The sequence below is a fragment of the Streptomyces sp. PA03-3a genome, assembly GCF_033792735.1.
Lineage (GTDB): Bacteria > Actinomycetota > Actinomycetes > Streptomycetales > Streptomycetaceae > Actinacidiphila.
On record NZ_JARAVM010000003.1, the window covers coordinates 108,365 to 122,157 of the forward strand.

General features: G+C 73.5%; 12 protein-coding genes. 6 read left to right on the forward strand and 6 right to left on the reverse strand.

The features are described 5' to 3' along the window. Positions 1 to 21 precede the first annotated feature (21 nt). Positions 22 to 744: a class I SAM-dependent methyltransferase gene (locus tag PV342_RS04365; protein WP_400800887.1), complete on the reverse strand. Its 723-nt coding sequence runs from the start codon at positions 742 to 744 to the stop codon at positions 22 to 24. Between the two features lie 218 nt (positions 745 to 962). Here PV342_RS04365 and PV342_RS04370 point away from each other — a divergent pair, with 218 nt between their 5' ends. Beyond that, positions 963 to 2,180: a lycopene cyclase family protein gene (locus tag PV342_RS04370; RefSeq protein ID WP_400800890.1), complete on the forward strand. Its 1,218-nt coding sequence runs from the start codon at positions 963 to 965 to the stop codon at positions 2,178 to 2,180. Then, positions 2,171 to 3,739, forward strand: a complete 1,569-nt coding sequence (locus PV342_RS04375) for an FAD-dependent oxidoreductase (RefSeq protein WP_500315834.1) — start codon at positions 2,171 to 2,173, stop codon at positions 3,737 to 3,739. Before PV342_RS04370 ends, PV342_RS04375 begins: the two co-directional genes overlap by 10 nt. A 35-nt stretch (positions 3,740 to 3,774) precedes the next feature. Here PV342_RS04375 and PV342_RS04380 read toward each other — a convergent pair whose 3' ends face one another. The 5 genes from PV342_RS04380 to PV342_RS04400 form a co-directional block, all read right to left on the reverse strand. After that, positions 3,775 to 4,791, reverse strand: a complete 1,017-nt coding sequence (locus PV342_RS04380; RefSeq protein ID WP_500315835.1) for a Rieske (2Fe-2S) protein — start codon at positions 4,789 to 4,791, stop codon at positions 3,775 to 3,777. Continuing rightward, positions 4,788 to 5,789 (reverse strand): phytoene/squalene synthase family protein, encoded by a 1,002-nt coding sequence (locus PV342_RS04385; protein WP_400800896.1) that lies wholly within the window; start codon positions 5,787 to 5,789, stop codon positions 4,788 to 4,790. The genes PV342_RS04380 and PV342_RS04385 overlap by 4 nt, the downstream gene beginning before the upstream one ends. Next, positions 5,786 to 7,303, reverse strand: coding sequence for a phytoene desaturase family protein (gene crtI, locus PV342_RS04390; RefSeq protein ID WP_500315836.1), 1,518 nt, complete (start codon positions 7,301 to 7,303; stop codon positions 5,786 to 5,788). The genes PV342_RS04385 and crtI overlap by 4 nt, the downstream gene beginning before the upstream one ends. Positions 7,304 to 7,349: 46 nt before the next feature. After that, positions 7,350 to 8,450 (reverse strand): polyprenyl synthetase family protein, encoded by a 1,101-nt coding sequence (locus PV342_RS04395; protein WP_500315837.1) that lies wholly within the window; start codon positions 8,448 to 8,450, stop codon positions 7,350 to 7,352. A 424-nt stretch (positions 8,451 to 8,874) separates the two neighbouring features. Then, the gene (locus PV342_RS04400) at positions 8,875 to 10,329 is read right to left on the reverse strand and encodes an MFS transporter (protein WP_361007586.1); all 1,455 of its coding nucleotides are present in this window, start codon (positions 10,327 to 10,329) and stop codon (positions 8,875 to 8,877) included. Positions 10,330 to 10,491: 162 nt separating this feature from the next. Here PV342_RS04400 and PV342_RS04405 point away from each other — a divergent pair, with 162 nt between their 5' ends. The 4 genes from PV342_RS04405 (at position 10,492) to PV342_RS04420 (ending at position 13,767) form a co-directional block, all read left to right on the forward strand. After that, entirely contained in the window at positions 10,492 to 10,932 is a 441-nt protein-coding gene (locus PV342_RS04405; RefSeq protein ID WP_386992444.1) for a MarR family winged helix-turn-helix transcriptional regulator, read from the forward strand. Positions 10,933 to 11,070: 138 nt separating this feature from the next. Continuing rightward, positions 11,071 to 11,766 carry an SDR family oxidoreductase gene (locus PV342_RS04410; protein ID WP_500315838.1) on the forward strand — a complete coding sequence of 232 codons (696 nt, stop codon included), beginning with the start codon at positions 11,071 to 11,073 and terminating at the stop codon, positions 11,764 to 11,766. Between the two features lie 265 nt (positions 11,767 to 12,031). After that, entirely contained in the window at positions 12,032 to 12,499 is a 468-nt protein-coding gene (locus PV342_RS04415; protein ID WP_500315839.1) for a cation:proton antiporter regulatory subunit, read from the forward strand. Between the two features lie 2 nt (positions 12,500 to 12,501). Beyond that, on the forward strand, positions 12,502 to 13,767 hold the full coding sequence (locus PV342_RS04420) for a cation:proton antiporter (protein ID WP_500315840.1): 1,266 nt from the start codon (positions 12,502 to 12,504) through the stop codon (positions 13,765 to 13,767). The last annotated feature ends 26 nt before the right edge of the window (positions 13,768 to 13,793 follow it).

The following is a 13,793-nucleotide window of genomic DNA, read 5'->3' on the forward strand; positions in this document are numbered from 1 at the left end:
AGCCGGGGATCCCGCGCCCTGTCACACCCGCCTGCCGGCCGGCGCCCGCGCCACGAACGTGTGCGCGACCCCGGTCTGCCAGCCCGGCAGGGGAAGAACCCGGACGTGCGTGAATCCCGCCCCCCGCATCCGTGCGGCGAAGGCGTCGGCGGTGTCGAACGCGAGAACGCTGCGCCACAGGTGCTCGTACAGGGGGCGGTCCCCGGCGAGTTGCCCGACGGGCAGCAGCAGTCCCCTGCACACCGCCGTCCACACCGCGCGATGGCGCGTCCGGCCGCTGAGGGTGTACTCGTGGATCGCGATGCGCCCACCCGGGGCCATCGTGTCCCGCACCCGGTCCAGGACCAGATCGGGATCGGCCACGTTGCGGAAGAGGTAGGCGGCGAACACCGCGTCGAACGGCCCGGCCGCCCCGGCTGCCGCGAGCCGCTCGGCCGGGGCGTGCAGGAACGTGACACCGGGGCCCCATCGCTTGCCGGCCGCCACCTGGAGCATGCCCGCAGAGGAGTCGACCGCGGTGATCCGGGCACGCGGGGCCGCGGTGAGCAGGGCGGCGGTGGACGCACCCGTGCCGCATCCCAGGTCCAGCAGCCGCATCCCTCCCCCGCCGGCGGGCAGTCCCAGCCGCCGGGCGGACCGTCGCAGATGAGCGTGGTAGCCCGGATTGGCGGCGACCATCCGATCGTAGAGCGTGGCGGCGTGGTCGAACGCGGACGCGAGTTCACCACCGTGCATCACGGTCATGACGGGCTCCTCTGCTGCCGGGACAGGTGACGGGACGCACGCGCACCACGCCATGCCGCTGTCCATCCCACCGCCGCTCCCGTCGGAACGCACCTCGGCGGAGCCGTCCACGGACGGGTCAAGAACCGCGTGTCCGACCCGGCCGTGCCCCCTTCCGGCGGCGGCAGGGGCGATCATCGCCACGACCGCTTCGCACCACCAACCTCCGGGAGGATCCGTTGGACGATGCCGGTATCCGGGGTGCCGTCGACATCGCGATCGTCGGGGCGGGCGCCGCCGGGCTGTCATTGGCGCACCGCCTGACGGCCTCGCCGGGCCCGGCCGGTCGCCCCGTGTCGCTCGTGCTCGTCGAGCCCCCGTTGGGTTCCCCCGTGCGCTCCCCCGCCCGCACATGGTGCTTCTGGGGGGACGAGTGCGACGAGTTCGAAAGCCTGGTCACCGCCCGCTGGGACCGGCTGCGGATCACGGCCGGGGACGGCCGCCGCGTCTGCTTCACGTCCCGCCGCGCGTACCGGATGATCCGTTCGGCCGACTTCCTCCACGCAGTCGAAGGCGTACTCGCCCGTCGGCCCGGCGTGATGAGGGTGGAGGCGACAGTGGACCAGGTGCGTGACGCGCCGGGAGGCGCCGAGATCGCCGGCCATGACGCGGCGGGCCGTCCGGTCCGGCTCCACGCCCGCTGGGCCTTCGACTCGCGGCCCCCGAGCGAACTGCCGCCGGCCCGCACCACTCTCCTGCAGCATTTCAAGGGCTGGTTCGTCACCGTCCGTGCGGACCGCTTCGAGCCCGGTGTCGCCGATCTGATGGACTTCCGCACCCCCCAGCCCGCCCAAGGTCTGTCCTTCGCCTACGTGCTGCCCTTCACCCCCCGCGAGGCACTGGTCGAGTACACGGAGTTCTCCGCCGCACCATTGACCGGGTCCGCCTACGATGCGGCGCTGGAGGACTATGTCCAGCGCGTACTGCGGCCGGCCGGACACGTGGTCACCGCGGTCGAACAGGGCATCATCCCCATGACGGACGGGCGCTTCCCCCGGTCTGCCGGAGAGAGCGTGTTCCGCATCGGTGTGGCCGGCGGTGCCGCCCGGCCCTCCACCGGGTACGCCTTCGCGGCGATCCAGCGGCAGTCGGCCGCGATCGCCGCCTCCTGGCACGCGGGCCGGACTCCGCGTCCGCCGGCGCTGCACGCGGCCCGCCACCGCCTCATGGACGCCGTCATGCTGCGCGCCCTGGCGACCGGCCGGGCCGGTGGGGCGGCCTTCTTCGAGGCCCTGTTCCGCCGCAATCCCCCGGAGCGGGTACTGCGCTTCCTCGATGGCACGTCGACGCTGCGCGACGAGTGGGCCATCGGTCTGGGCACGCCGGTGCCGGCCATGCTGCGTTCTCTCCTGGAACTCCCACTGCTCCCGCGACGAAAGGCCACCGCATGCCCCTGAACCGCCCGTTCCGGCCGACGCGCCCGGGCCGCGACCGCAGGGCCGTCCTGTGGCCGGCGCGGGACGGCGCCGACCGGGTGCCGGCTCCCGCACCACACGCGGCCGTCGTGGGTGGAGGCATCGCGGGGATCGCGGCGGCCGTCGCGCTCGCCGAGCGCGGCGTGCGCGTCGACCTGCTGGAACGGGAGGATGTGCTCGGCGGCAGGGCCGCAGGATGGCGGACCACTCTGGCCGACGGCCGGCAGGTCACGATGAGCAGGGGCTTCCACGCCTTCTTCCGCCAGTACTACAACCTCCGTGCGGTGCTCCGCCGGGCCGACCCGGGCCTCGAGCGGCTGCGGCCGCTCGCCGACTACCCGCTGCGGCGCGCCACCGGCGCGAGCGACAGCTTCCGCAACGTGCCGCGTACACCGCCGTGGAGCGTGCTGGGTTTCGTCGCGCTCAGCCCGTCCTTCGGCTGGTCGGGCCTGGCGCGGATGAACCCGCGGGCCGCCCTGCCGCTCCTGGACGTCAGCATCCCGGACGTGTACGAACGGCTCGACGGGGTGAGCGCGTCGGCCTTCCTGGACGACGTCCGTTTCCCGGAGGACGCCCGGGACCTGGCGTTCGAGGTGTTCTCCCGCAGCTTCTTCGCCGATCCGAAGGAACTCTCCGCCGCGGAACTGGTGCTGATGTTCCACATCTACTTCCTCGGCTCCTCCGAAGGACTTCTGTTCGACGTGCCCGGGGAGCCGTACCCGCAGGCGCTCTGGGACCCACTCGCCGACCACCTGTCCGGTCTGGGGACCGTCATCCGTACCGGCAGCACCGTCCATGCCGTGACCCCCGACGCGGAGGGTTTCCGCCTGGCGGTCGCCGCCACCGCTGCGTCCCGCACGCCGGAGGAGCACCGGTACGACGCGGTCGTCCTCGCCCTCGACGCAGCGGGCCTGCGGAGCGTGGTCGCGGCGTCGCCCGGTCTGGAAGGGGCCAGTTGGCGTGCGGGGGTCGAACGGCTCCAGCCGGCCCCGCCCTTCCTGGTCTCGCGCTACTGGCTGGACCGCCCCGTGCGCTCCGACCGGCCGGGATTCCTCGGGACGAGCGGATACGGCCCGGTGGACAACGTCACCGTCCTCAGCCACTGGGAGGGAGAGGCGGCCCGCTGGGCGAGGACGACCGGCGGCTCGGTGGTGGAACTCCACGCCTATGCGGTCGGCCCGGCGGCCGACCGCAGCGCCGTCCAGGCGGCCATGCGGCGCGAACTGTCGCGGATCTACCCCGAGTGCGCCGGGGCGGCCGTGGTCGACACCCGCCACGAATGGCGGCAGGACTGCCCACTGTTCTCCGTCGGCGGCTACCGGGACCGCCCCACGGTGCGCACCCGCCACCCCCGCCTGGTGGTCGCGGGCGACCACGTGCGCTGCGCGCTCCCCGTCGCCCTGATGGAACGCGCGGCCACCACGGGAACCCAGGCGGCGAACGCCCTCCTGGCGTCCTGGGGAGTGCGCGGCCACCCGCTGTGGTCGGTCCCGGTGGGCGGGCGCAACCCTGTCATGCGCGTCCTGTCACGCCGGGGCTGAAGGCGTCGTGCCGGCACCGCGCACGAGACGGGGCTTCAGCCGGGGAACCGGCCCTGGCTCCGCAGGGCGTAGCGGCGCTCGGCGTAGGCCAGGTCGTCGCGCCACAGGCGGGCGGCGCTGTGCCGCAGGACTGGCCGTAGCAGCGGCGCGCTCCGGCGCACAAGGGCAAAGCCGGGGCGCGGCGAGTGGGCGACGACGGCCTCGGTCACGGCGGTGCGCGGTCGTCCGTCGCTGCCGGGCCCCAGGGGGGTCGCGTGGGTCTCGACGACGCTGGTGGCCCCCTCCCCGGAGACGATGCGCATCACCACGGTGCGCGGCCCGGGTGCGGTGAACTCCGCCCGCACCGGCACGCCGAGGCGTCCGCGCACACGGAAGGAGACGTCGACCAGGAAGCGGTCCTGCGCCGTGTCGGAGGCGTCCGTGTCGTGGCCGGCGGGCGCCTCGACGACGGTGAGGTCGGCGAAGGAGTAGGGGTGGAACCAGGCCCCGTGCCACGGGTCCAGCCGGTTGGCGACGACGTCCTCGGGCTCGCACCGCCCGGCGACGGTCATGACGGCCGCCAGCGAGGCTCCCGGGGCTGGGCGCGCGGGCACGGCGGGCGCCGGTGAGGGTTCCTCACCACCGACGGCGTCCAGCCGCACCCACACCAGGAGGCCGTCGTCGTGGGCGGGGTAGGGTTCCCACCCCGGGCGTCCCGAGGGCTTCAGGGCGAGGCCGTGCCAGTGGCAGACGATCGTGCCGTCCCGCAGGACGCTGTCGCACAGCGGAGCACCCAGGTGCGGGCAGGCCCCGGGGGCGGCTCGTGCGTGTCCTTCCCGGTCGCGCCACAGCACCACCTCCAGGCCCGCAACGCACCTGCCGGTGACGCGGCGCCCGTCGACCTCCGTGCTTGCGGCCACCACGTACCAGTTGCCGGACGGACGGGCCTGGGCGCGCTTCAGCGCGGACGCGATGAGGGCGGGCCTGGCGTCACGCCAGGTGGGCGACTGATCCTGCCACTTGCCGGCGCTGAGCAGCGCCAGCGGATGCAGCGGACGGCCGGAGCGGCTCATACGGTCGACTCCTCGGGCGTGTCTGATGTGGCGCCGCACGGCACCGGCCGCAAGCGCGCACGGTGGGTGACGCGGCTGGAGACGACACCGACGAGCCCGCGGGCGGCTTCACGGGCGCGGCGGTGCCGGGGCACGGCCACGCGCCGGTGGAGCACCGGGTAATCGGCGGCCTCGATCTCGTCGAGGATGCCCCGGTAGAGCACCAGGGCCGTTCGGACGCAGGGGCGTGAGACGGGAGCGAGCATGGGAATGCCGACGGCGGCCCGCCGGTACACACCACGGGTGAGGGCGGCGGTCTCACGGAGGGCGCCGCGGACTCGCGGGTCGGTGGTACCGCGCCCGCGGCACCAGGTCAGTAGCGCGCGATCAGCCCCGTGGGCGGTCAGGATGTCATCGGGGATGTAGACACGGCCGCGGTCCAGGTCCTCCCCGACGTCGCGCAGGAAGTTGGTGAGCTGGAAGGCGACGCCGAGGGCGGCCGCGGCGGGGGCGGCCTCCTCCCGGGAGGTGACCGTCCCCAGGACCGGGAGGACTTGCAGGCCGATCACCGCCGCCGACCCGTGCATGTAGCCGGCCAGATCGGCGTATGTGGGGTACCCGGTGACGGTCAGGTCCATCCGCATGGCGGCCATGAAGTCGGTGAACAGCGCGTGGTCGAGCCGGTGCCGGCGGACGGTGTCGGCCAGGGCGGTGACGACCGGATGGTCCGCCCGGCCCCTGCGCAACCCGTCCAGGAGCGCCGTCTCCAGATCGGCGAGGTCCCGTTGCCTGGCCGCGGGCGCTCCGCCGCCGGGGCCGTGGTCGACGTCGACGATGTCGTCGGCCCAGCGGGCGAAGCCGTAGAGCGCGTGGACGAAGGGGCGGCGGTCCGGTGTGAGCAGCCGGGTGGCCAGGAAGTAGGTCTTGCCATGCCGCGCGTTCAACGCGCGGCAGCGCGTGTAGGCCTCCCGCGTCGCGGGCTCGGTGATTCCTGCGGCGTCGAGTTCCCGGGCCGTCACAGGACGCTCCTCCGCGGCCCCCGCCGCGCCACCGCCCGGTCCCCAGCGATACGGGCGGCGGCAAGCTTCCCGGAGATCAGCACGGTGGGCACTCCGACACCGGGCACGGTGCCGCAGCCGGCCAGGACGACGTTTCCGGCGCCGCGGACGAGGTTGCGGGAGCGGAAGGGTCCCGTCTGGGCGAAGGTGTGCGCCGCCGAGAAGGGTGTGCCCGCCGCATGCCCGTCCGCTGCCCAGTCGGCGGGCGACACGGTGCGGAGCGTCTCGACGGACGCCTCGAACCCCTCCAGTCCGCGCTTGTCCAGTTCCTCCATCAGCCGATCCCGGTAGGCGGGGGCCGCCTGGCTCCAGTCGACGCGGCCGGTGGCCAGATTGGGGCACGGGGCGAGGACATAGTGCAGGTGCCGGCCTTCGGGCGCGAGCGAGGGGTCGGTGGCGGTGGGCCTGGTGATGAGCAGGGAGGGGTCGCTCATGAGGCGTCCGAGACGGGTCAGTTCCTCGAAGGTGCGGGTCCAGGCGCCGCCGAAGGAGAGGGTGTGGTGCGCCAGCTGCGGCCACGTCCGGCGGGTCCCGGCGTGCAGCACGAACGCGGATGGAGACCACCGCAGTCGTACCGGCCGCCGGGGAACGCGGCCCAGGAGCCGGTGCACCACCGGTAGGTCGGGCGTGAGCACCACGGCGTCGCAGGGGATCCGTTCGCCCTCACTGGTGCGCACGGCCGTCACTCTGCCGCCGTGGCCGCGCTCCAGGGCGGCGACCTCGCTCCCGTAACGGAGGTCCGCACCGGCGTCCGTGGCTTCGGCGGCGAGACCGCGGGCGACGGCGTGCATGCCGCCCCGCGGGAAGTACACGCCGGCGACGGTGTCCATGTAGGCGATGACCGCGTACGCGGCCAGTGCCCGGGCGGGAGGCACTCCGGCGTACAGGGCCTGGAAGGAGAACACCCGTTGCAGGCGCTCGTCCTTGACGAAGCGCGCGATGCGCGGCTGGAGCCGGCCGAATCCGCCGAGTGCCGCCAGCCGGGCGAGGTCGGGGGTGAGAAGGGACAGGGGCGAGTCGAAGTTGACGTCGATGAAGCTGCGCATCTGCACCCGGTACAGCTCGCCCAGCCAGGACCGCAGCCGCCGGTACCCCTGCGCCTCCCGCCCGCCTGCGAACCCGGCGACCTCGGCCTCCATCACGTCCGGCTCGGTGTGGACGTCGAGGGCGGAGCCGTCGGCGAACCGCGCGCGGTAGGCGGGATGCAGCGCCCTCAGCTCCACCCGTGAGGCGAGAGAGCCGCCGGTGGCCGCGAACGCGTCTTCGAGGAGGTCGGGCATGGTCAGAACCGTCGGGCCGGTGTCGATGCGGTAGCCCTGGAGTTCGAGCAGACCGGCGCGGCCCCCGGGCACCGCGGCTCGTTCCAGTACGGTCACCCGGCGGCCGGCGCCCAGCAGGTGGAGGGCGGCGGCGAGCCCTGCCAGCCCCGCGCCCACGACGACCACATGGTCGGTGCGGCCCTGGATGGTCCTCATCGGCGGTCGTCCTCGCGTTCGGGGGCCCGGCGGACCGTGGTGGAGGTCATACGAGGGCGACCTCGCCGATACGGCGGGCGAGCCCGGCCAGTGGAGGGATGCCCCGCGGCGCGAGGAGACCGGTCGTGAGGAGAGCGGCGGCCTCGTCGGCCAGCGCGGCGATGCGGGCCTCCACCGCCCGCACCGCACCGAGTTCCCGCAGCAACCCGCGGAAGGCCTTCATCTCCGCCTCGTCCGCGAGGGGGTTGCCGAGCGTGGCACGGACGCGGGCCTCGGTCCCGGGGGAGCCGGACCGCCGGGCCAGTTGCACCGCCACGGCGGTCAGGTAGGTCGGCTTTCCCGAGCGGATGTCGTCGCCCGACGGCTTGCCGGTCTCTACAGGATCCCCGTAGAGGCCCAGCAAGTCGTCGCGGAGCTGGAAGGCCAGTCCGGCGCGGCGGCCGAACTCGTGCAGCACCTCGGTGGTGCGGTCGTCCGCGCCGGCGGCGGCGGCCCCCATCGCGAGTGGGCGGGCGACGCTGTAGAGCGCGGACTTCAGCTCGGCGGTGCGCAGCGCCGCCTGCGGGTCGTCGGAGCCTTCCGCCTGCAGTCGCAGCTCCATGTGCTGGCCCACCACCATCTCCGAGCGCATGGCCTGCCACAGCGCTTCGACCCGGCGCCGCACGGCGGTGTCCATCGGAACCGTCCTGAGCAGGTCCTCGGCCCACACCAGGGCCAGGTCTCCGGTCAGCACGGCTTGGGCGAACCCGTAGGCCGGCGAGTCCCCGGACCAACCCGCGCGGCGGTGCTCGAGGGTGAAGTGGGCATGCACCGCGGGGCCGCCGCGGCGGGTGTCCGAACGGTCCATCACATCGTCGTGGATCAGCGCGCAGGCCTGTAGCAGTTCCAGCGCCGCTCCCAGCCGCACCGGCACCGCGGTCCCGTCCGGGTGAGCCGAACCGCCGGCAGCGAGCCAGCCCCACCACACGCATCGTGCGCGCAGTCTGGCCCCGCCCCGTGAGACGAACTCCGTCAGGACGCCGGAGAGAGCGACGTCAGCGGGCAGCACACCCGATCCGGTGAGGCACCGCTCCGCCATGTAGGCGGACAGCTCGGCCTCGACCGCTTCCACAACCTCGGTGTCCGCTCCCGCATCCGAGCTTCCCACGGCGGCCTCTCGGTCGGTCTCCCGGGCGGCCGTGCTCCGCGCGCGAAGACAACTCCCACTGGTGACCGCTTCCCGCCCCGGCAGCTTCGGCGCCTCGCGCCCGCCGGGAGGGCGGCACCCACCGTGGCGGCGCACGGACACCCAGCGGGGTCGCGCGGTCGCTCCCGACTCTGGCACCGGCGCGGCCGCGGCGCATCCGCAGGCCGCCCGCGCGGGCGTCGGGCCCTCGACAGGCCTCCGCCGCCGGTACCCGGTCCCACCGGGCAAGCGCCGTCAGGAGCAGTGAGACCACGTGACACTCGAGCCGTTCGGGTCGAGGGTACTCGGCGGCCCCTGTCCTGTGGATCTTCCCGACTGGTGCGCGGCCGATGACGCCCGCGGGCCGCAGCGCGGGGTCGGTCAACGCGCGACGGCGGACAGCCGGTCAGCCGGCCGGCGCGGCCTTGCTGAGCTCGGTGGCCGGCTCGGCCCGCGCGTCGCCGGACGCGGCGCGGGCGGCGGGGATGGCCGCCGCGATGAGCGCGGCGAGCAGCGCGATGCCGCAGCCGATCACCAGGCCCGTGCGGAAGCCGCTCTCGGAGGTGAAGGTGTAGCCGCCCGCGGTCGTGGTCATCTGGGAGAGGACGACACCGATCACGGCGGCGCCGACCGAGGTGCCGAGCGAACGCATCAGGGCGTTGAAACCGTTGGCGGCGGCGGTCTCCGACAGCGGGACCGAGCCCATGATCAGGGCCGGCATGGAGCCGTACGCGAGCCCCACACCGCTGTTGACGACCATGACCGCCAGCATCAGGCCCCAGGCGGTGCCCGTCAGCACCAGCGACAGTCCGTACCCGGCGGCGAGGACCACGGCGCCGGAGATCAGCGTGAACTTGGGGCCGCGGGAGTTGGTCAGCTTGCCGCCGAGGGGAGAGACGATCATCATCATGACGCCGCCCGGCAGAAGCCACAGACCCGCCGCCAGCATGGACTGGCCGAGGCCGTAGCCGGTCGCCTTCGGGAACTGCAGCAGCTGGGGGACGACCAGCATCCCGGCGTACATGCCGAAGCCCACGAAGACCGAGGCCACGTTGGTGATCAGCACCCTGGGCCGGGCGGTGGTGCGCAGGTCGACCAGCGGGTCGCGGGTGCGCAGCTCCCACCATCCCCAGGCCGCGAGTACGACGACGGCGGCACCGAACAGGCCGAGGGTGGTCGCCGACCCCCAGCCCCAGTCGGCGCCCTTGGAGACGGCGAGCAGCAGGCAGACCAGTCCGGCGCCCAGGCCGAGCGCGCCGGGCACGTCGAAGCGCTGGCCCTTGGCTCCGGCGGGAACCTCGGGGATGAAGAACCAGATCAGCACCGCGACGACGGCGGCCAGGCCCGCCGAGCCCCAGAACAGCACGCGCCAGTCGGCGTACTGGGCGATGGCCGCGGCGATCGGCAGGCCCAGGCCGCCGCCGATTCCCATGGAGGCGCTGACCAGGGCGATGGAGGAGCTGAGCTTCTCCGCGGGGACCACGTCGCGGAGCAGGGCGATGCCGAGCGGCACCATGCCCATGCCCATGCCCTGCAGACCTCGTCCGACGATCATCGGCACGACGGACGACGACAGGGCGCACACCACCGAGCCCGCGATGAGCGGCACCGAGCAGACCACCAGCATGCGGCGCTTGCCCACCAGGTCGCCGAGGCGTCCGAAGACGGGCACGCACACGGCCGCCACCAGCAGGGTGGCGGTGATCACCCAGGCGGCGTTCGACGACGAGGTGTGCAGGATCTGCGGCAGCTCCGTCAGCAGCGGGGTGACCAGCGTCTGCATGATCGCGGCGGTGACGCCGGCCAGGGCCAGCGTGGCGACCACGCCCCCGGCGCGTGCTGTGGGTTGTGGGGCGTTCATGTCGGCACTCCTCGCCTGGCGGTCGTACGGGGATCGGTGTGCATCGTACATAGGAAGTGCATTAGGCACATGATGTGGCTGGTGCACGCCCTGTGCGAGGATGGCAGCGGGCGCCGAAGACGCACACCGGCGGCCCGGTGAACGGCAGGAGGCGGAAGGCACATGGGCAGGTCCACCCACGACGTCGAGTACGAGCAGATGCTCCTCAGCCGCCACGAACTGCTGCGCCACAGGTCCGGCGCCCTGGACCGCAGCGCCTACATCCTCCTCAGCCGCATCCGGGTCCAGGGGCCGATGTCGATCGGCGAGTTGAGCGAGGCCTTCGCACTCGACACCTCCACCCTCAACCGGCAGACCGCCGCGGCGATGCGCGCCGGCCTCGTGGAGCGCATCCCCGACCCCGAGGGCGGGATGGCCCGCAAGTTCCGCATCACCACGCAGGGCGCCCGGATGCTCGACGAGGAACGGGAGGCCATCATCGGCGGCCTGGACAAGGTCATGGCCGACTGGCCCGACCAGGACATCGCCGCCTTCGCCGGCTACCTCAGGCGCTTCAACACCGACATCGAACGGCTCGCCGGGCGGCCCTGGCCCCGCCCATGAACCCTCGCGGCCGATCCACAGCTGCCTTTCATAACTAAATTCAGGTGTTAACCTGAGTACGCGGGCCGCCTGCGGGAGCCCGCGTCGTCAGCTGTGTACGGAGCCCTGCCGAAGGGGCGTTTCGCAAAGGAAAGCCGCATGGACATCAAGGGAACGGTCGCCCTGGTCACGGGGGCCAACCGAGGGATCGGGCACGCGTTCGCCCGGGCACTCCTGGAGCACGGCGCGGCGAAGGTCTACGCCGGCGTCCGTGATCCGAAGAGCGTGACCGACCCGGACCTCGTCCCGCTGCGGCTGGACGTGACGGACGAGGCACAGGTGGCCGCGGCGGCGGAGGCCGCCGGCGACGTCTCCGTCCTCATCAACAACGCCGGCGTCGGCGGGGCCACCAGCGGACTCCTGACCGGCGGCCTCGGCGGCGCCCGCCAGGCCATGAACGTCAACTACTTCGGCACTTGGGCGGTCTCCCAGGCCTTCGCCCCGGTGCTGGCGCGCAACGGCGGCGGGGCTCTGGTGAACATGCTGTCGCTGGCCTCCTGGGTCGGGCAGCCCCAGTTCCCCGGTTACGCCGCCTCCAAGGCCGCGCAGTGGTCGCTGACGGACGCCCTGCGCAAGGGCCTGTACGACCAGGGCACCCTGGTCGTCGGCGTGCACTGCGGATTCGTGGACACCGACCTGAGCGCCTGGACGGACGCCCCGAAGATCAGCGCCGCCAGCGTCGCGGAGCTCACCATGGAGGCGCTGGCCAACGACCGGTTCGAGGTCCTCGCCGACGAGCCGACGCGCAGCGTCAAGGCCGCCCTCGCACTGCCCCCGACGGTGCCCGCCGCCTGATCCGGCACTTCGACCACTTCGACCACGCGCAGCGGTCCCGCCCCCAGGGGCGGGACCGCTGCGGCCGTCGTGCGCACCTCGCGTCCGCGCCGCGGGTTGCCCGCACGCCCCGTGTCGCTCCGCATCGCCCCGGCCGGAATAGAACCGTCCGGCTGAACGTAATACGGACGTAAAAGCCGCTGGTCGAGGGCACCCCGCCGACAATGAAGGCGCGAAGGTGGCCCTCACCGGCGTGCAATGGTGCGGGCCTGCCTGGGAGGCAGCAGTGGGCATACGGCGGACGACCCTTCCGGGCATCGGGACGCAGTACGACGTGACCACGCGCACCGGGCGGAACCTGTCGGTGGTGGTGCACCAGGACGGGCGGCGGTTCCTCGGCTTCTACGAGGCGGACGATCCCGACGCCTGCGGCACGTCGGTCCCCCTGGAGGCCGAGGAGGCCGCCGGGCTTGCGCGGTTGCTGGACCCGACGCCGCTGGCGGTGCGGACGGACGGCATCGGACTGGTCACCGAGCAGATCCCGGTCGACTCCCGGTCGCCGTACGCCGGGCGGCCGCTGGGCGACACCCGGGCGCGGACGCTGACCGGGGCCTCCGTCGTGGCGGTGATGCGGCGGACGAGCGCGCACCCCTCGCCCGGACCGGACTTCCGGCTCGCGATCGGGGACATCCTCGTGGCGGTCGGCACGCGTGAGGGCGTGGACGCCCTGGCCGCGATCGTGTCCGGGAGTTGAGGATGCACGACACCACCGCGCTTCTCGTGGAACTCGGTGCCGTCATCCTCGGGCTGGGCATCATCGGGCGCTTCGCGGGCCGGATCGGGCTGTCGCCCGTGCCGCTCTACCTGCTGGCCGGGCTCGCCTTCGGGCACGGCGGAGTCGTACCGCTGTCGGCGAGCGAGGACTTCATCTCCGTGGGGGCCGAGATCGGGGTGGTCCTGCTCCTCCTGCTGCTCGGGCTGGAGTACAGCGCCTCGGAACTGATCGGCAATCTGCGCGCCCAATACCCGTCGGGGGCGGTGGACTTCGTCCTCAACGCGGTACCGGGCGCCGTGGCGGCACTGCTGCTCGGGTGGGGTCCGGTGGCCGCCGTCGCGCTGGCCGGGGTCACCTGGGTCTCCTCGTCGGGTGTCATCGCCAAGGTGCTCACGGACCTCGGCAGGCTCGGCAACCGCGAGACGCCCGTGGTGCTCGGCGTCCTGGTCATCGAGGACCTGGCCATGGCCGTCTACCTGCCGCTGCTGACGACCCTGCTGGCGGGCCTCGGCCTGGCGGCCGGAGGGGTGACGCTGGCGATCGCCCTCGGCACCGTGGGCACGGTGCTGTACCTGGCGTTGCGCCATGGACGGCTGCTCAGCAAGGCGGTCTCGTCCGACAATCCCGAGATGCTGCTCCTGGTCGTGCTCGGGCTGGCGCTGGTGGTGGCGGGCATCACGCAGAAGCTCCAGGTGTCGGCGGCCGTCGGCGCGTTCCTGGTGGGCATCGCCCTGTCCGGTGAGGTCGCCGCCGGTGCGGGCCGTCTGCTCACCCCGCTGCGCGATCTGTTCGCCGCCGTGTTCTTCGTGTTCTTCGGGCTGTCCACCGATCCGGCGGCCATACCGCCGGTGCTGCTCCCGGCGCTGGCCCTGGCGCTGGTCACCACGGGAACCAAGATCGTCACCGGCTGGTACGCCGCCCGCCGGGCGGGCGTCCATCCGCGGGGGCGGCTGCGGGCGGGCGGGGCGCTCGTCGCACGCGGGGAGTTCTCGATCGTCATCGCGGGCCTCGCCGTCGCCACGGAGCCCCGTATCGGGCCGCTGGCCACCGCGTACGTCCTGATCCTGGTCGTCGCCGGTCCGCCGGCGGCCCGCTACACCGAGCCCGCGGTCGCCGCGCTCGGCCGGCTGCTGGGTCGGGACGCGTTCGCGCGGCCGACGCCGGAACCCGTCGAGGCAGCCGAGGCAGCCGGGGCAGCCGGGCCCTTCGAGGTGACGCCGCCCGAGGACTCCACCGCCCGGCGGTGAGGGCGATCGGCGGTCATCTCAAATCG